The following is a 16,090-nucleotide window of genomic DNA, read 5'->3' on the forward strand; positions in this document are numbered from 1 at the left end:
GGATTAGGGTATAGATAGTTGAGATACAGAAAAAAGGAGTGGTCATCAATATGGCTCGTAGAAATCGTGGAGGTTCCAAGTTACCTCTCATCATCGGGATTGCAGTCGTCGTCCTGATTGCCTTTTTAGCAATCGGACAGTACAACAGTCTCGTCAATGTCGAAGAAGATGTTTCGAATAAGTGGTCGCAAGTCGATAATCAGATCAAACGCCGGGCGGATTTAATTCCGAATCTCGTCGAAACCGTCAAAGGGGTCGCCGGTCAGGAACAAAAAGTTTATGGCGATATCGCCGAAGCACAAGCCGGTCTTGCCCGTGCCGCTTCGACGGAACAACGGATTGAAGCCGATCAACAGGTCACGTCTTCACTTCGCGGATTGATTGCGTTGCAAACGACATATCCGGAATTAAAATCAAGCGAACGATTCCAATCGTTAATGGATACACTAGAAGGCACGGAAAACCGTTTGGGTATTGCTCGGAAAGATTATAATGATGCCGTGACCGTTTACAATAAAAAACGTCGCAGCTTCCCGACTTCGCTTTATGCTTCGGCATTTGGTTTCGAGAAAAAACCATATTATGAAATCTCGGAAAGTGACCGTGAAAATCCAACGGTCGACTTCAATAGTGACTCGAAATGATTTGGCGGCGAACGCGACTGCTTTTTACCGCGTTCCTCGTCTTCTTCCTTCTGACTCCGACTGCCGAAGCCGTGTCAGAACGCACGGGCGCAGCGTTCTTCATCCAGGATGATGCACAGCTGCTGACCGCGTCGGAAGAAGCGGAGCTCGCTCGTCTCGGGCAAGAACTCGAACAATACACGACAGCACAGGTCGTTCTCAAGACGGTGCCGGATTTAAAAGGACAGGATTTAAGCACGTATGCCAATGAAACGTTTCGGGCTCAAGGCATCGGGCAGGCCGGAAAAGATAACGGGATTCTCGTCGTCGTGGCACCAAACGAAAAAGACCGGAATTTTCGGATTGAAGTCGGCTATAAGCTCGAAGGAATTCTGACCGACATCACAGCGGGACGGATTCTGGACAAATACGCCGTTCCGTATCGGGATCAAGGTGATTATGGCAAAGCAGCATCCGAAACGTACAAAGCGGTCGTCAGCGTCGTGTCAAAAGAACAGTCGCTTGAATCGCAGGATCCGGTCAAGAAAAGTACGGACGGCGGTTTGAGTACTTGGGCAAAAGTCCTGATCGGTGCCGGTCTTGTCCTCTTGCTGTTCCTCGACATGAAGTTCACCGGGGGCATGTTCTTCTTTGCCATCATCAATATCTTTTCCGCCATCATGCGTGGCGGTGGAGGTGGTGGCGGTGGCAGCCGGGGTGGCGGCGGAAGTTCCGGCGGCGGCGGCGCGGAAAGGTAAGGACTGCTATGACTATTTTTTCAGGTATCGTTGTATTTTACGGGATCATGTCCGTCATTGGATTCGTCTCGATGTGGCGGGATAAACGTAAAGCGCAGCAACACGAATGGCGGACACCGGAAGCCACCTTGTTGACGATTGCTTTTTTGGGCGGCGCACTCGGGACACTTTTAGCCATGCAGCTCGTGCGGCATAAAACACGGACCGCCAAATTTCAACTCTTCGTACCGCTTGCGATTTTACTGCATGCGACGCTGTGGATTTTTTGGATTCGGTCATAATTCTTCAGATTATGTATCAATTAACTGATAAGAGAGACAGGATGATTCGTCATATGACGAACCTACCTGTCTCTTTTTTTAGTTTGGTCAATAGAAGCGCAAATAGTTGATATTAGGTTTATCAATAGATTACGTTCGGGTAAAGAATTTAACCAATTTAACAAATACATGTTTAACATGTATTTAAATCAGAAAGGTGGACATCCATTCATGTGGCATCCTTGCGCCGAATGTACAACAACAATCCGATTTATCGAAGCAGGTTCTTTACATATTCAATCGCCGACACCGGAAGTATTTTCTTACAGTTCATTTGAGCAGTTGGAACAAATCCTTAGCTCTACGTTACAGATTGGGGATTTTCCGGTTTCCTGCCGGGCGAACGGATCACGTCTCGTGACACCTGTACTTGCAGCTTCTGTTTTGCTCGAACAGTTGAAGAGCCGACAAGCCATTGATTTCATTCAAAACGGCATCATGACGAGTCATCTGCAACCAATCTTCAACATTCAAGACAACTCACTTTTTGCGAATGAAGCGTTGCTTCGGGCCGCTGACCAAACGATTCCGATGTCCCCGGGTCTGCTCTTTTCGACCGCTTCCAAAATGGGGCTTCATTCCCGACTCGATCAACGGGCGCGTGAAGAAGCGATTCGGGCAACACATCTGGTCGGTGGAACGCAAAAAACCTTTATTAACTTCCTCCCTTCGACCATCTACAATCCGGAGTACTGCCTGCGTCATACGTTCGAAATCGTCGAACGGTATAACGTCGATCCAAGCCGGCTCGTGTTCGAAGTCGTCGAGACGGAAAAAATCGAAGATGTCAATCACTTGAAACATGTCTTCGAACAATATAAAAAACAAGGCATCCAAGTAGCACTCGATGATGTCGGTGCCGGCTTCTCGACGCTTGATATGTTGTCGTTACTCCAACCGGATTATGTCAAAATTGATCGTGCCTTCATCTCAAACTGTGACACTGTAACAGAAAATGAAGCCTTTTTACGAAAAGCGCGTCATTTAACAAAAGAGATGGGGATTCAGATTCTTGCGGAAGGCATCGAACGTCAGGAAGAACTTGAGCTCTGCCGCGAACTTGGATTTGATCTCGGACAAGGTTATCTGCTCGGCCGTCCCGCACCGTACTCAGAACTGGCAAAAGCACAGTAATCGTAAAGCCCCTCTCCTCCGCTTCGAGGAAAGGGGCTTTATCTTATATTTCCATCAAGATATGAGTACTGCTTCCCGGTCATTTTTCATTAAGGCCGAAAGAACGGTCGCCTTCGACCAATCCGTCGCAATCAGTTGACAGAGCGGTTCCTGACCAATTCGTTGCGCCAAGTCGGCTCGCTCCGCTTCCGTCAATCCTAGATTTGTACTCGTCGTCGGTTGTTTGTTTTCAATCAAATACTTTCGCAACTCTGTATAGGACACTGTTTCACCTAACAATAACTCCTGAATCAACAAGCCGTAACCGACTTTACTTCCGTGTAAAATCCGGTTCGTCGACGGGAACGGAGATAACGCATTATGAACACCGTGACCAATCGCCCCACGTGTTGCTTCGTCACCGAATCCACCGACACTTCCGGCAAGCGGAATGACCGTCTCCACCAGATGTTGAATCGGGGACGAATACTCCTGAAATTGTTTTGGACTGATCGGTGTCTGCAAAATTAATCGTTTACAGTGTTCTGCCATCCGTAAGGCCGATTCGACGACAGGATGGTCAGAAGTCGATCCGCTCAGCGCCCGGGCTTCGTACCATTTCGCTAATGTATCGACCAGTCCGGCAACAAAATAATCATATGGACTGGCTGCTAAAATCCGATGGTCGAGCAATAATGCTTCAATGACGACAGGAATCGTGTCAAAACGAAGGTACCGACCCCGTTCATCATACATGACACTAAGGGGTGTCCACGGGGCACAGTTCGAGACGAGCGTCGGAATGACGATCAAGGGACGGTTTAGTTTGAAGGCAACTTGTTTTGCCGTATCGATGACGGAACCTCCGCCAAGAGCGATGATGATGTCATACGAGGCACATCGTTCTGTCAGCTCGGCTACCTGCTGGTCGGTACAGTGTCCGGAAAATAACAGCTTCGGCAGTTCCGGCAAGTACTGCCTGGACGATTTCAACGCCTGTTCGCCGTGAATCAGGACAGCTTTTCTCCCCCGTACTACTTCTGAAAGTCGATCGACAGCATGTTCTTCGTGTATGTATTGTAAAACGGCTTGACGAATCATCCTGATCCCTCCCATTATTTGTTAACGCTCAGTATACGGATTTCCTTGCGCCAATTCAACCCTTCCTTTGATTCGATTTTCGAAAGTGAAAAGCGTAAACTGGGTAAGACAGGATTATTATCTTAAGGGGGAATTCAAATGGAATTCGTTACGTTGAACAATGGGCTGGTCATGCCGCAACTCGGATACGGTGTGTTTAAAGTCCCGGAACAGGAAGTGTATGAAGCGGTGCGGGAAGCTTTACGGGTCGGCTACCGTTCCATTGATACGGCAATGATTTATGAAAACGAGGCCGGTGTCGGTCGCGCCTTAAAGGATTCGGGGATTCCACGGGAAGATATCTTTTTGACGACAAAGGTTTGGAATAAGGATCAAGGTTATGAACGGACACTGGCCGCGTTTGAAACCAGTCTCCAAAAGCTCGGGGTTGATTACGTTGATTTATACTTGATTCATTGGCCGATGCCGGACGAGGATTTGTATATGGATACGTGGCGTGCTTTAGAACAGCTGTATCGGGACGGCAAAACAAAAGCCATCGGGGTCTCGAATTTCCACATTCCGCATTTAACACGGGTATTGGAAGAAGGAACCGTCGTCCCTGCCGTCAATCAAATCGAACTGCATCCGTTCTTAAGTCAGGAAGCGATTCGCGCATTTTGCCAAAAGAACGGGATTGTCGTCGAAGCCTGGAGCCCGTTGATGAAGGGACGCGATGCCTTAACAGACCCGGTCATCACAGACATCGCGGCACGTCACGGTAAGACACCTGCTCAAGTCGTTCTCCGTTGGCATCTTCAGCATGACATCATCGCGATCCCGAAATCCGTCACACCAAGCCGGATTCAGGAAAACTTGGACATCTTTGATTTTGTGTTATCACCGGATGACATGCGACAAATCGATCAGCTCAATCGGAATGAGCGGACCGGCTCGAATCCGGACGAGATGCATAAAAAATAAGACGAGGCTTACATCAACGTAAACATCGCCCCATACAAAAAGGCTGACATGAGCGTCAGCCTTTTTGTATGCATTAACGGTCCAAATCATTTCCGTGATCTTGTTTTGCTAAATCATCGGAATGATCCGCAGAACGGTTCGGACGGTGGATATCGTCTTTTTTCCCGTCCTGCTGTTCTTCGTGACGTACTTTTTGTTCTTCCCACTCCGGACGCTTAAAATCATCGTCCCGGCGCATCGCGATATCCGGTTTACGATCTTCTTTTAACTTGGCATGATGAATGGCTTCTTCGTCTTGCGGCATCTTATCCGTACCGGCACGGTGCAAATCAATCTCCGCGTGTTCTTCTTTTGAGTCTTTATCGACATCAAGCGGATTTCCCGATCCGAGTCGGGCATTTGAATTGGCATCGTCCGATGTATGCGTTTCTTCGTAACTGCCGTAACGTACTTTGACGTCAGGATGTGTATTGTCCGTGTTTAAGTGGGGATCGAACTGAATGTCCTGAACTTCCAGTAACAGAACGAATCCACCGCCTTCGACTTCCGTCTTATGGACCTCGACTTGATCCGCCGGTAAATCGAGTGAACCAAACAGATCATTTACTTCCTGATCACGTCCCTGATTCCCGCGAATCCGGTCAATCCACGACGGTTTCGTCGTCGCGATTTCCGCGTCCATCTGACTGCGGACCAGTTGAAGATTCGATTTTTCTTTAACGATGATATAAAAATCTTCTTCGCGATGACCTTGCTGATGCAACTCATCCATTTTTGAAATCAGTTCTTCCTCTTTATAAAACGTTCCGATATACTGTTTCGTTTTCATATCCATCCATCCCCTTATGCACGATTTTAATGACGTACTTGTCTTATAAGGAGTATTTCCTTTTTTCCGCTAAAATATGCCACCAAGTCGGCTCGGACAGGAAAAGTAATCTAAATGATATGTTTATTCGCCTGCAAGCTTCAAGCCGATTGTCGCACTGAGAATCAAACCGATACAGACAATCCGTTTCCAGTCCTTCGCTTCGTTGTAAAAAATCATGCTGAGAATCGTACCGCCTGCCGCTCCAATGCCCGTCCAGACCGCATAGGCTGTTCCCATCGGCAACTCATTCATCGCCAAGGTCAGGAATAAAAAACTGAACCCAAAACCAGCGAACATCAGCAACAGATTTTTGGTGTTTTTTTGCTGATTAAACGTATTGATCAGGACGACACCTAACATTTCAAATAGTCCTGCCAGAATCAAATAGAACCAACTCATTGTTGTTCCCCCTCCCCACTGACTAATTTCAAACCAATCACGCCCACTAACAGGACTGCAATCAACATCAACTTGATGATGGATGCCGACTGACCGAATAAGACGATATCCGTTACGACCGTACCCGCTGTTCCGAGTCCGACGAACACGGCATAGACCGTTCCGACCGGCAGATGATTGCTGACCTTGATTAAAACCGTGAAACTGATAATGATACTGACCACAGTCGCCGCCCATTCAAGTGGTGTCGTAGCATGCTTTAATCCGATGACCCAACCGACTTCAAAAAAGGATGCCAGAATGATGCTGAACCAATATTTTGCCATGTCATTTCCTCCTTTAGATTGAATCAAACAAAAAAGCCCGGGAGCAAGCGTAAAAACGCTTTACTCCCGGGCTTTTATCCCTCCGTTGCATAAGGTTTCCCTTATGTTCCTCCCTTGGTCCAGCCGAACGGAACCCTAGAGGATACTTATACTGTTCATTCGATACACCGACTTTAGCACGCTTGATTTTGCCTGTCAAACAGGAAAATCGGGCTGAACAGCTAATATCTTATAGAGAGTCCACTACAGAGGAGGAGTCCATCATGCGCTATAAAATCAACGAGCAACTACGAATCCGTCGTTTCACTCCAGAAGATTTAGAAGCTGTCCATGCCTATGCCTCAAAACCGATTGTCAGTCAGTATCAATCGTGGGGACCCAACTCCGAAAGCGACAGTAAACAGTTTATTCATGATGCTCTCGAGAGCGAACTTGAAAATCCACGCCGCCGTTATGTCTTTGCCGTCACCTTCCCGGACGACCGTGTCATCGGAGCCGGTGAACTGGTAATCACCGATACCGAACACAAGATTGCCGAAATTGGTTATATCCTGTCACCCGATGAATGGGGAAACGGCTATGCAACGTCCGTTGCGGCATTTTTACTCGAATTCGGATTCGAAAAACTGGAGTTACACCGGATTACTGCCACGTGTGACCCGCGAAATGTCGCTTCAGAACGTGTTCTTCAGAAAGTTGGGATGACGAAAGAAGGACAGCTGCGTGAAACCGTCTATCTCGAAGATCATTGGCGCGATTCGCTCATTTACGGCATGCTCGATTGGGAATGGCAAGTCGATCACGAAGACGATCCCGCATAATTCAGACGGTGCCTCTTTAACACGAGGTACCGTTTTTTTTAACGTCATACCGTCTCTTGTATCATTTGGATGATGATTTACTTTTTTTGATATCTTTTTACACCATTAAAAATGAACATGGTAAACTTAGTTTTAATTGGATTAAAAATTAATTTTCTATAGAAATGGAGTTTTATATACGATGCCTCTTTCAAAAAAATGGTTCACATCACTCGCTGCTTCCGTCATGCTGTTCAGTTCTTTCCCGATCAGTCCGCTGGCAGAAGGAAATGATTCAGCCGCCGTTGTCGACGAACAAACAGAAGTGGCGACCGGTAAACAGTTTACCCAGACTGCTACCCCGGTCTTTGAAACAACGGAAAGTACAGCCGCAGTCAGCACTCTGCCTGCCGCTACTGAAGTCGAGACGTTCGGAGTCGAGGGTCTCTTCACCCGGATCCTGCTCGATGGCGTCTACCGTTTTGTGAAGACAGACCAACTGGCGGATACTCCGACGTATCCGAAAATTGACAGTCACTATACAAATAAAGTGACAGCCCTGTATTCATCGGCAGATTCGTCGGCAGCAACCGCTCAGACATTTGCGCCAAACAGCAAAATCGATACATATGGTCAGGTCGGTCTCTTCACCCGCGTCAAACAGGATGCCGATTATCTGTTCGTCCTGACGGCGGATTTAAGTACAACCCCTGTCTATTCGGCGACAGGAGAACGGTTCGTCCAACAGAAAACGTCGGTTTATCCAACAGCTGATACGGTTGGAACACCTCTCACCACGTTGAAACAAAATGATTCCATCAAGACATTCGGGACGTCAGGGAATGTTACCCGGATTGAGTGGAACGGTACATATGCTTTCGTCTTAACGGCTCACCTCGGGACGAAACCAGTCGTCTCCTATGAAGCAACCGGTAAAAAGTACAGCCAACAAACTGCCAACGTTTATCCAACCGCCGCAACGACAGGGACACCACTCGGCATATTGTCCCAAAATCAACTCGTAGACATCTACGGCGTATCCGGTGCCTATACACGCGTCCGCTTAAATGGCGTCTATGGATTTGTCCTGACAGCTCAGTTAGGCGATCTGGAGTTTTTTGCGCAGACAGCCCGACTTTATGTCCAGTCACCTACTCCAATCCGCCAAGCACCTAACGCATCGAGTCCCGTCTTAAAAGAACACCAGACAAATACCTTGCTGACGGTATATGGCACAAGCGGTGCCTACAGCCGGATTTTATTCAACGGACAGTATGCCTATGTCCTGACGAGCGCACTTGCTCCTTTAAAAGTCTATGCCAAAACAGCTCGTTTATACGTCCAGACACCGACGGCAATCCGTTCCGCACCTAATGCATCCAGTCCCGTCCTCAAGCAGCATCAGATGAACACGCTGTTAACGGTCTACGGAACAAGCGGTGCCTACAGCCGGATTCTGTTCCGCGAACAATACGCCTACGTCTTAACGAGTACGCTTGCTCCGACAAAAGTCTATGCCAAGACAGGTCTCCGGTATGCGAGCAAATCAACAGCGATTTTTAAAGACACGACGGCAAAAACGATTGTCCGTACAATGAAGCGCGCAGAACAGATTGACATTTATGGCACAAGCGGTTCCTACACACGCGTTAAGCTTGGTTCCGTCTACGCTTACGTCAAGACAGCCGATCTCGTGACGAAAAAACCGGATTTGTATGATGTCACCGGAATCCGTTACGTTCTCGATGATAAAGTCGTCGTTCATCCAAAAGCCAGTCTGACAGGAAAAATCGGCACCCTGAAGAAAAATGCACAACTGTCGATTTACGGTACAAGCGGCTACTACACACGGGTCAAAATTGGAACGACATTTGGCTTCGTCGACTCGAGCAGACTTGGCTTAAACAAACCGGTCGCGCGCCCGAAAGTCGGCACCGTCTTTTATGTCCACTTTGATCAGACGCCGCTCTTCTCAGCCGATGTCGCTTACAGCCGCCCTGCCGGTTATTTGAGTAAAGGCACAAAGTTGATTGGTCTGAAAGCAATCGACGATGACTTTTGGCAAGTCCGCTTGCCGAACGGAACAACCGGTTATGTCATCAATCCGTACATCGGAACAACAAAACCGGATATGCGTTACACCCAACAAGCGATTAACCGTCAAAAAATCTATACGGTCAAAGCAACATCGTCTTATTTTGCGACACCGGTCAGTCCGAAAAGTGCCGGATTGGTGGAACAGGGAAAACGTGTTTATCCCCGGTACCGGGTCGGTAATTTTTATGTCATCCAGTCCGGCTGGTCCCCTGTTTATCTGCCGGTCAGTGCCGTCACGGTCAAGACGGATACACGGATTGCACAGAAAAATACATCGCGCGGTGAAAAGTTGATTCAGGCAGCCGCCAAACACTTGGGAACACCATATACATGGGGTTCGCAAACAGCAGCCAACGGTGGGTTTGATTGTTCCGGACTGATTCATTACGCGACGAATGAAGCCGGGAAATACGGTGGCCGGACGAACGTCAGCGGCTACTGGTACGGGGCGTTCTTTACGAATCGACGGACGACAATCAGCAGCGGGAAACGGTCGGATATCGTCTTCTTCGAAAATACGTACACGGATGGACCGTCACACATCGGTATCATGCTCGATAATGAATATTTCATTCATGCCGGCGGCTCACAACTGCAAATCAATTCGATTTACGAACCACGTTGGCAGGAACATTTCCTCGGCTTTAAATCGATGTAACAACGAAAAAGGCGTATGGACCCTTTCGGATCCATGCGCCCTTCTTTCCTTGATTTAGAATGTCATCTCGACGTACTTCGTCACTTGACGATCCTCCAGGTATAACTCGATTTGTTCCCGGTATGCTTTATAATGATCAGATGCGATATGCGCTTCCAGAGCCTCTTCGTCCCGGTACACTTCATAAAGCATGAACTGATGTTCATTTTCAATCGATTGATGTAATGTATAACGCAAGCAACCCGGTTCATTTTGTGCTGCTTTGTAGACTGTGCTTAAAATCGGAAAGACTTGATCGGCTAATCCTGCTTTGACTGTAAGAACGGCATTGACGATGATTTCACCCATATGTTGATTCCTCCTCTGATTGATTACCTCTATCTGTACCCGTTTTTACTCAAGACATACCGAAAAGGATGATTTCGATGCAAGAAAATTTATTCACCTACTTAACTGAGTATGAATCAGAGATGATTCGTTTACGCCGCGACTTTCACCGCCATCCGGAATTATCGTTTCAGGAAGTCCGGACTCCCGCTAAAATCGCCGCTTTTTATGACGCCCTCGGTATTCCTTACCGGGCGAACGTCGGCGGCAGCGGAATCGTCGCGACGCTGACAGGGACACGTCCCGGAAAAACAATCGCCATCCGGGCCGATTTTGATGCGTTACCGTTGCAGGAAGAAACCGAGTTATCGTTCCGTTCGATTCGTCCCGGCGTCATGCATGCCTGCGGACACGACGGTCATACGGCGATTGTTCTCGGACTGGCCGCTGCTTTTCATGCCATACAGGATGAACTGGCAGGTACTGTCGTCTTCATTCATCAACACGGGGAAGAAGTGTTCCCCGGCGGTGCAATCCAGATGATTGAGGACGGTTGTCTCGACGGTGTCGATGCCATCTTCGGCACCCACCTCGAAAATGATCTTCCGGTCGGATCAATCGGCTATCACAGCGGTCATACGTTATGTGCGATCGATGAATTTGAAATCGTTGTTCATGGTCAAGGCGGTCATGCCCAGGCCCCGCACCGGACACAGGATGCGCTCGTCGCCGGTGCACAGCTTGTCTGCAATCTCCAGCATCTCGTCAGCCGGCGGGTTGATCCGTTTGAGCCGGCTATCGTTGCGATCGGTTCGTTCCACGCTGGAACGGCTCCGAACATCGTCACCGGTGAAGCCCGGATCGTCGGAGAAATCCGGACGTTCAATGAACAACTCCGGCACCAGTTACGTCAACAGGTGGACCTCGTCGCCCGGACGACCTGCACCGGAGTCGGCGCTGATTATTCGATCGATTTCACGACCGGTTATCCGTCGCTTTGGAATCATCCGGATGAAACACAGCTCGTCCAGGAAGCCGCCGGTTTTTTACCGGAAGCACAGGTTCGCGAGATGAAACCGATGATGGCAGCGGATGACTTTGCCTATTACCTCGAAAAAGTACCGGGCAGTTATTTCTTCACGGGCTCTGCAAAAACGGATGGGCGGACGATTTATCCGCAACACCATCCGAAATATGAAATTGATGAGCGGGCTCTGCTGATTGGAGCCAAAACGTTAGGAGCCACCGTTCTTCGTGCCTTACAAACATAAGGATTGACTTTCCACTTTTATGAATGGTATTATCATCCCAATGATAACGAACTTACATCAACTTCATATAACACTTATCAAGAGTGGACCGAGAGATCTGGATCGATGACGTCCCAGCAACCTGCGCACAGCAAGGTGCTACGACCAGCAAAGCGAAAGCTTTGGTTGATAAAAAGCGGCGACTCCTTTTGCAACCAAGCAAAGGAGTCGTTTTCGTTTTCTCGCTGTCAGACATGACAGGATTACGGCTCAAGCAGCCAAGGGAAAGGGAGAGATGACATGGAAAAAGCAACATTTGCAGGAGGATGTTTCTGGTGCATGGTGACACCATTTGAGGAACTGCCGGGGATTCACAGTATCGTATCCGGCTATACAGGAGGACATGTCGACAATCCGACATACGAGCAAGTCAAAACCGGAACGACCGGACATTCCGAAGTCGTCGAAATTACATTTGACCCGGCCCTGTTCTCATACGAACGGTTACTCGAACTGTACTGGCCGCAAACGGATCCGACCGATGCCGGCGGACAATTCCAGGACCGCGGGACACAGTATGCTCCGGCGATTTTTTATCACACGGAAGAACAACGCCTTGCAGCAATTGCTTCGCGTGACGCCTTAGCGGCGACAAACCGTTTTAAACAACCAATCGTCACCCGGATCGAACCGGCACACGCCTTCTATCCGGCGGAAGAATACCATCAGGACTTCCACAAAAAAAATCCGGCGCACTACAAAAAAGACCGGAAAGCATCCGGTCGCGATGCCTTTATCGATGTCGCCTGGAAAGAAGAAGTCACTGTCTGATTCAGCTTCAAAAAGAGATCACCCTTTCACGCACTTTACCAGTAGAAGTGGCGTGAAAGAAATGATCTCTTTTTTTTTATCTTTTTTTCTTCAGGAAATGACTTTAACATCTTCCACTTCTTCTGTATCCTCTGCGACCTGATACCGTTTCAGGACAAAGATGCCGCTGAGCATGACGGCCAGACCGATGATTTGACCGAACGACAACTCGACTTTCGGTAAACCGAACCAGCCAAAGACGTCGACACAGAGCGCAAAACTGAGTTGCGAAATCAGGACGACGGAAATCGCAATCGACGGTCCGAGCAACTGAATTCCCCGCATGACACAAAAGACAACCCCGACACCAACGAAACCGCCAAACAGATAAAGCGGTTCGACTTCGGCCAGCCCCGCAAGCGTTCCACCCCGAAAGAAGATCAATGCGAGCAACGACCCGAGCAGTCCGACAAAAAAGACTAATGTCGTCGTCGCCCAAGCACCGAAGGCATGACTCATCCGTGCATTTAAAACGGTCTGTAAACTGATCATCATTCCTGCGACGATGGCACAAAACATTCCGAGTCCCATTCTAATTCCTCCTATTCCATTCAGGCAAATGAAAAAATCAAGACGCCGGTCAACATCAAGCCGACACCGACCCACTGCCCGGTATTACTGCTTTTTTTAATGACTCCAAACCAGCCGTTCAAATCAATCACAAAGGCACACAAAATCTGGGCGACAAGCAACAGCGACATTGCCCATGTCATCCCGAGCAACTGGATCGACGTCAGTTCCGTCACGACGACCAGGACACCAAGCAATCCGCCGCTTGCGTAAATCAGCGGCAAAGTGCGGAAACCGCCGATTTTTCGGTCCCGGACAAATCCGTAAATTAATAAACAGCCGATCAGACCGACGAAATGGACGATCGTCACGGAGATCCATGGCCCTACCGCGTCACCGAGCCGGGCATTAAAGATCCCTTGCAATGCGATGAACAATCCGCTGAATAAAGCAAAAACGATTCCTTGCATCTTCATCCTCCTTTTTCTCTAATTATGAGTAGAACGTATTTTACACTCATTTGAAAGGACAAATGTCCTGAACCACAAGAAAAAGAAGCAGACCAGATCGGTCGGCTTCTTTTTCTTGTACGCTACTGGAGTGTCCGGTACATCCGTTCAATCCGTCCGAACGCATCATCCATCATCCGGTTAAACAGCTCCGCGACGGTCGGAACATCATCAATCAAACCGGAAATCAGACCGGCATTGACGTATCCTGCCGTCTCGTCCCCCTCAAGGGCTCCTTTGATATGAAACGATTCGTTTGTCTGTTCCTGAAAAGCCGTGAGTGACGTCGGCTGCAATGCCTCGACATACGGTCCGTTCAACACCCGCCGGACCTGTCCGACTTCACGGCCGACGATTCGTGTTTCCAGGTCGTCCGCCTGCACAAGATGTTGTTTATACTGCTCATGCACACGGGATTCCTGTGTCGCAATCAATCGGGTGCCGAGCTGCACACCTTCTGCTCCGAGCATCCAGGCAGCGGCAAGACCACGCCCGTCGCCGATGCCGCCGGCGGCAAGGACAGGAATCGTGACATGATCCGCAATTTGTGGAATCAAGGTCATCGTCGTCAACTCAAGCGGTGAATTGATGCCCGCCGCTTCGACGCCTTCCGCCACCAGTACATCAATCCCTGCCTGTTCAGCTTTAATCGCCTGTTTGACCGAAGCAACGACTCCGATCGTCTGGATCCCCGCCTGCTTTAACTTGGACAAAAAAGGAGCCGGATTACCGGCCGACAAGGATACGACCGGAATCCGTTCCTCAATCGCCAACTCAACCAACTGTTCGGCATGGGGCGAGACGCGGATCGCGATGTTGAGGGCAAACGGACGTGATGTCAAACGGCGTGTTGCTTCGATTAACTGTCTGACTTCAGCAAGTGTCATCGTCCCGCATCCGATCGTTCCAAGCCCTCCGGCATTTGAGACGGCTGCGGTCAGTTCGGCATGGCTGATATTCCCCATCCCGCCTTGAATAATCGGGACATCAATCTTTAATTTGCTGCATAGACGAGACATGGTCTCCCTCCGTTTCCGTTGTCAGGAATGGTATACTAAGTAAGGTTGAATTTTAATTCATTTTTTAGAAAAGAGGCGTTTCCATGAAGATTTCGTACCGTGATAGTTCTCCGCAGCTCGCCACAAATGTCTTTGTCGCTCCTGGCGCTTTTTTGATCGGCGATGTGACCGTCGGGGAAGAGTCGACGATTTGGTTTAATGCCGTCCTCCGCGGCGATGAAGGTCCGATCACGATCGGCAAACGTTGCAGCATCCAGGACAATGCGACCATCCACCTTTACGAGGGAGCACCGGTCATTGTTGAAGATGAGGTGACGGTCGGACACAACGCCATTTTACACGGTTGTAAAATCGGCCGGCGCTCAATCGTCGGGATGGGGGCGACGGTTCTCGATCATGCCGATATCGGGGAAGAATGTATTATCGGTGCCAACACCTTAATTCCGTCCGGCAAAAAATTCCCGCCCCGTTCGCTCATTATCGGGTCACCGGGTAAAGTCGTCCGTGAGCTCACGGCAGCCGATCTCGAGATGATTCAGGAATCGATCGATTCCTACGTCGATAAAGGGTATGCCTTCCGAAAACAGCTTGCTGACAATTGACGATCTGCACGAAAACGCTCATCTCGTTTCTTCGGGATGAGCGTTTTTGTTTTAGCGTTCTGCGAACAACGGATGTTCCGAAGCATCATAATCGGCACTTTTTTGCGTCACATCGTGGGTTTCACGAAAAATGGATTCAAAAAACCGGCTCGCCGGTTCTGCGAGCAGCCGGTAGTATTGTTCAAACAACAAGGCCGCGTGATGACCGCTCCACTCATCCGGCAACAGCTCCTGCGGCAGTCCGGGATCCGTAAATAAAAACTTCCGGTATTCATGGACGAGTGTCGTCCGTTCGACAAAACACTGTTCCTCATCCATTTCACCGAGCTGGATCCGGCTTTGATGGACGATGTAACGCCGGCTGTACTCAGCAATGAACCGTTCATATCGTTCCTGTAATTCATCGAGCGGAAAGGCCCGTTCGACCAGTGATTGATCCTGTTGCGGTCCATGGTATTCGCCGACAAAAAAGTCGACATACGCCTTGATATCATAAGCTTCAATCAACCGTTCTGCTTCTTTTTCAAGTGGGTTCGGCGAAATCCAGACACCGTTCGATAAATTTCCGAAGCCGCTCCACGACAACTCTTTCCGCAATTCATCACGGATTTGCCGTTTGTCTTCCGGAATCGTGTACATCAGCGTCCGCCATTTTCCGTCCCAGACATGAGGTGTCGATTTATAAATCCGCCGGGCGGCTTCTTCCATCCGCTCGACACCACGCGGGGTCAGCGAATAAAAACTTTTCGTGCCTTGTTTTTGTGAGGTGAGCCAGCCTTGCTTGACCATCCGGGAAACCGCGACCCGGACCGCCTGTTCATTATGACCAAACTCTTTGAGCAGACGAATCAGACTGCCGACCCAGATTTGATTGCCGTAATGACGGATGTAATCCCCGTAGACCGTAAAAATCATCGATTGTGTATTCGCACTCATGTCATTCACTCTCTCTTTAATATAACGTTTTGTTGTGT

General features: G+C 49.0%; 19 protein-coding genes and 1 riboswitch. Of the genes, 10 read left to right on the forward strand and 9 right to left on the reverse strand.

Annotated elements, in window-relative coordinates; genetic code table 11:
- Positions 1 to 50 precede the first annotated feature (50 nt).
- From ABIC15_RS11350 to ABIC15_RS11365, 4 genes are all read left to right on the forward strand, one after another.
- Complete coding sequence (locus tag ABIC15_RS11350; protein WP_012369324.1) at positions 51 to 644, forward strand: LemA family protein; 594 nt, start codon at positions 51 to 53, stop codon at positions 642 to 644.
- Positions 641 to 1,381: a TPM domain-containing protein gene (locus ABIC15_RS11355; RefSeq protein WP_012369323.1), complete on the forward strand. Its 741-nt coding sequence runs from the start codon at positions 641 to 643 to the stop codon at positions 1,379 to 1,381. The genes ABIC15_RS11350 and ABIC15_RS11355 overlap by 4 nt, the downstream gene beginning before the upstream one ends.
- Positions 1,382 to 1,389: 8 nt before the next feature.
- The gene (locus ABIC15_RS11360; RefSeq protein WP_354020737.1) at positions 1,390 to 1,662 is read left to right on the forward strand and encodes a DUF1294 domain-containing protein; all 273 of its coding nucleotides are present in this window, start codon (positions 1,390 to 1,392) and stop codon (positions 1,660 to 1,662) included.
- Between the two features lie 210 nt (positions 1,663 to 1,872).
- Positions 1,873 to 2,835: an EAL domain-containing protein gene (locus ABIC15_RS11365; RefSeq protein ID WP_354020738.1), complete on the forward strand. Its 963-nt coding sequence runs from the start codon at positions 1,873 to 1,875 to the stop codon at positions 2,833 to 2,835.
- A 54-nt stretch (positions 2,836 to 2,889) separates the two neighbouring features.
- Here ABIC15_RS11365 and ABIC15_RS11370 read toward each other — a convergent pair whose 3' ends face one another.
- Complete coding sequence (locus ABIC15_RS11370; RefSeq protein ID WP_354020739.1) at positions 2,890 to 3,915, reverse strand: iron-containing alcohol dehydrogenase family protein; 1,026 nt, start codon at positions 3,913 to 3,915, stop codon at positions 2,890 to 2,892.
- 138 nt (positions 3,916 to 4,053) lie between these two features.
- Here ABIC15_RS11370 and ABIC15_RS11375 point away from each other — a divergent pair, with 138 nt between their 5' ends.
- Positions 4,054 to 4,878, forward strand: coding sequence for an aldo/keto reductase (locus tag ABIC15_RS11375; RefSeq protein ID WP_354020740.1), 825 nt, complete (start codon positions 4,054 to 4,056; stop codon positions 4,876 to 4,878).
- Positions 4,879 to 4,951: 73 nt separating this feature from the next.
- Here ABIC15_RS11375 and ABIC15_RS11380 read toward each other — a convergent pair whose 3' ends face one another.
- The 3 genes from ABIC15_RS11380 to ABIC15_RS11390 form a co-directional block, all read right to left on the reverse strand.
- On the reverse strand, positions 4,952 to 5,707 hold the full coding sequence (locus tag ABIC15_RS11380) for a general stress protein (protein ID WP_354020741.1): 756 nt from the start codon (positions 5,705 to 5,707) through the stop codon (positions 4,952 to 4,954).
- Between the two features lie 123 nt (positions 5,708 to 5,830).
- A complete protein-coding gene (locus tag ABIC15_RS11385) occupies positions 5,831 to 6,148 on the reverse strand; it encodes a DMT family transporter (protein WP_354020742.1) in 318 nt (105 codons plus the stop codon).
- Positions 6,145 to 6,474 carry a DMT family transporter gene (locus ABIC15_RS11390; protein WP_354020743.1) on the reverse strand — a complete coding sequence of 110 codons (330 nt, stop codon included), beginning with the start codon at positions 6,472 to 6,474 and terminating at the stop codon, positions 6,145 to 6,147. The genes ABIC15_RS11385 and ABIC15_RS11390 overlap by 4 nt, the downstream gene beginning before the upstream one ends.
- A gap of 263 nt (positions 6,475 to 6,737) precedes the next feature.
- On the opposite strand from ABIC15_RS11390, the gene ABIC15_RS11395 reads away from it, so the two are divergent.
- Together ABIC15_RS11395 and ABIC15_RS11400 are read left to right on the forward strand one after the other, a co-directional pair.
- Positions 6,738 to 7,295 (forward strand): GNAT family N-acetyltransferase, encoded by a 558-nt coding sequence (locus ABIC15_RS11395; RefSeq protein WP_012369315.1) that lies wholly within the window; start codon positions 6,738 to 6,740, stop codon positions 7,293 to 7,295.
- 181 nt (positions 7,296 to 7,476) lie between these two features.
- The gene (locus ABIC15_RS11400) at positions 7,477 to 10,029 is read left to right on the forward strand and encodes an NlpC/P60 family protein (protein WP_354020744.1); all 2,553 of its coding nucleotides are present in this window, start codon (positions 7,477 to 7,479) and stop codon (positions 10,027 to 10,029) included.
- 54 nt (positions 10,030 to 10,083) lie between these two features.
- On the opposite strand, the gene ABIC15_RS11405 is transcribed toward ABIC15_RS11400, so the two are convergent.
- Positions 10,084 to 10,377, reverse strand: coding sequence for a putative quinol monooxygenase (locus tag ABIC15_RS11405; protein ID WP_012369313.1), 294 nt, complete (start codon positions 10,375 to 10,377; stop codon positions 10,084 to 10,086).
- Between the two features lie 77 nt (positions 10,378 to 10,454).
- On the opposite strand from ABIC15_RS11405, the gene ABIC15_RS11410 reads away from it, so the two are divergent.
- A complete protein-coding gene (locus ABIC15_RS11410) occupies positions 10,455 to 11,627 on the forward strand; it encodes a M20 metallopeptidase family protein (RefSeq protein ID WP_214766244.1) in 1,173 nt (390 codons plus the stop codon).
- Positions 11,628 to 11,698: 71 nt separating this feature from the next.
- A riboswitch (SAM riboswitch) is annotated at positions 11,699 to 11,802 on the forward strand.
- 104 nt (positions 11,803 to 11,906) lie between these two features.
- On the forward strand, positions 11,907 to 12,437 hold the full coding sequence (gene msrA, locus ABIC15_RS11415; RefSeq protein ID WP_012369312.1) for a peptide-methionine (S)-S-oxide reductase MsrA: 531 nt from the start codon (positions 11,907 to 11,909) through the stop codon (positions 12,435 to 12,437).
- Between the two features lie 90 nt (positions 12,438 to 12,527).
- Here msrA and ABIC15_RS11420 read toward each other — a convergent pair whose 3' ends face one another.
- The 3 genes from ABIC15_RS11420 to ABIC15_RS11430 form a co-directional block, all read right to left on the reverse strand.
- On the reverse strand, positions 12,528 to 13,007 hold the full coding sequence (locus tag ABIC15_RS11420) for a DMT family transporter (RefSeq protein ID WP_012369311.1): 480 nt from the start codon (positions 13,005 to 13,007) through the stop codon (positions 12,528 to 12,530).
- A gap of 20 nt (positions 13,008 to 13,027) precedes the next feature.
- Positions 13,028 to 13,456 (reverse strand): DMT family transporter, encoded by a 429-nt coding sequence (locus ABIC15_RS11425; protein WP_214766248.1) that lies wholly within the window; start codon positions 13,454 to 13,456, stop codon positions 13,028 to 13,030.
- 122 nt (positions 13,457 to 13,578) lie between these two features.
- Positions 13,579 to 14,514 (reverse strand): NAD(P)H-dependent flavin oxidoreductase, encoded by a 936-nt coding sequence (locus ABIC15_RS11430; RefSeq protein WP_354020745.1) that lies wholly within the window; start codon positions 14,512 to 14,514, stop codon positions 13,579 to 13,581.
- An 83-nt stretch (positions 14,515 to 14,597) separates the two neighbouring features.
- Between ABIC15_RS11430 and ABIC15_RS11435 the strand changes: the two genes are divergently transcribed.
- Complete coding sequence (locus ABIC15_RS11435; protein ID WP_354020746.1) at positions 14,598 to 15,116, forward strand: gamma carbonic anhydrase family protein; 519 nt, start codon at positions 14,598 to 14,600, stop codon at positions 15,114 to 15,116.
- Positions 15,117 to 15,167: 51 nt separating this feature from the next.
- Here the strand turns inward: ABIC15_RS11435 and paaX are convergent, their stop codons facing one another.
- Entirely contained in the window at positions 15,168 to 16,052 is an 885-nt protein-coding gene (paaX, locus tag ABIC15_RS11440) for a phenylacetic acid degradation operon negative regulatory protein PaaX (RefSeq protein WP_214766252.1), read from the reverse strand.
- Positions 16,053 to 16,090: the final 38 nt, after the last annotated feature.

The organism is Exiguobacterium sp. PvP048, from assembly GCF_040549175.1.
Lineage (GTDB): Bacteria > Bacillota > Bacilli > Exiguobacteriales > Exiguobacteriaceae > Exiguobacterium_A > Exiguobacterium_A artemiae.

Coding starts and splice junctions, on each gene's coding strand:
- ABIC15_RS11350 (WP_012369324.1), top strand. CDS start 51: ATGGCTCGTAGAAATCGTGGAGGTTCCAAGTTACCTCTCATCATCGGG.
- ABIC15_RS11355 (WP_012369323.1), top strand. CDS start 641: ATGATTTGGCGGCGAACGCGACTGCTTTTTACCGCGTTCCTCGTCTTC.
- ABIC15_RS11360 (WP_354020737.1), top strand. CDS start 1,390: ATGACTATTTTTTCAGGTATCGTTGTATTTTACGGGATCATGTCCGTC.
- ABIC15_RS11365 (WP_354020738.1), top strand. CDS start 1,873: ATGTGGCATCCTTGCGCCGAATGTACAACAACAATCCGATTTATCGAA.
- ABIC15_RS11370 (WP_354020739.1), bottom strand. CDS start 3,915: ATGATTCGTCAAGCCGTTTTACAATACATACACGAAGAACATGCTGTC.
- ABIC15_RS11375 (WP_354020740.1), top strand. CDS start 4,054: ATGGAATTCGTTACGTTGAACAATGGGCTGGTCATGCCGCAACTCGGA.
- ABIC15_RS11380 (WP_354020741.1), bottom strand. CDS start 5,707: ATGAAAACGAAACAGTATATCGGAACGTTTTATAAAGAGGAAGAACTG.
- ABIC15_RS11385 (WP_354020742.1), bottom strand. CDS start 6,148: ATGAGTTGGTTCTATTTGATTCTGGCAGGACTATTTGAAATGTTAGGT.
- ABIC15_RS11390 (WP_354020743.1), bottom strand. CDS start 6,474: ATGGCAAAATATTGGTTCAGCATCATTCTGGCATCCTTTTTTGAAGTC.
- ABIC15_RS11395 (WP_012369315.1), top strand. CDS start 6,738: ATGCGCTATAAAATCAACGAGCAACTACGAATCCGTCGTTTCACTCCA.
- ABIC15_RS11400 (WP_354020744.1), top strand. CDS start 7,477: ATGCCTCTTTCAAAAAAATGGTTCACATCACTCGCTGCTTCCGTCATG.
- ABIC15_RS11405 (WP_012369313.1), bottom strand. CDS start 10,377: ATGGGTGAAATCATCGTCAATGCCGTTCTTACAGTCAAAGCAGGATTA.
- ABIC15_RS11410 (WP_214766244.1), top strand. CDS start 10,455: ATGCAAGAAAATTTATTCACCTACTTAACTGAGTATGAATCAGAGATG.
- msrA (WP_012369312.1), top strand. CDS start 11,907: ATGGAAAAAGCAACATTTGCAGGAGGATGTTTCTGGTGCATGGTGACA.
- ABIC15_RS11420 (WP_012369311.1), bottom strand. CDS start 13,007: ATGGGACTCGGAATGTTTTGTGCCATCGTCGCAGGAATGATGATCAGT.
- ABIC15_RS11425 (WP_214766248.1), bottom strand. CDS start 13,456: ATGCAAGGAATCGTTTTTGCTTTATTCAGCGGATTGTTCATCGCATTG.
- ABIC15_RS11430 (WP_354020745.1), bottom strand. CDS start 14,514: ATGTCTCGTCTATGCAGCAAATTAAAGATTGATGTCCCGATTATTCAA.
- ABIC15_RS11435 (WP_354020746.1), top strand. CDS start 14,598: ATGAAGATTTCGTACCGTGATAGTTCTCCGCAGCTCGCCACAAATGTC.
- paaX (WP_214766252.1), bottom strand. CDS start 16,052: ATGAGTGCGAATACACAATCGATGATTTTTACGGTCTACGGGGATTAC.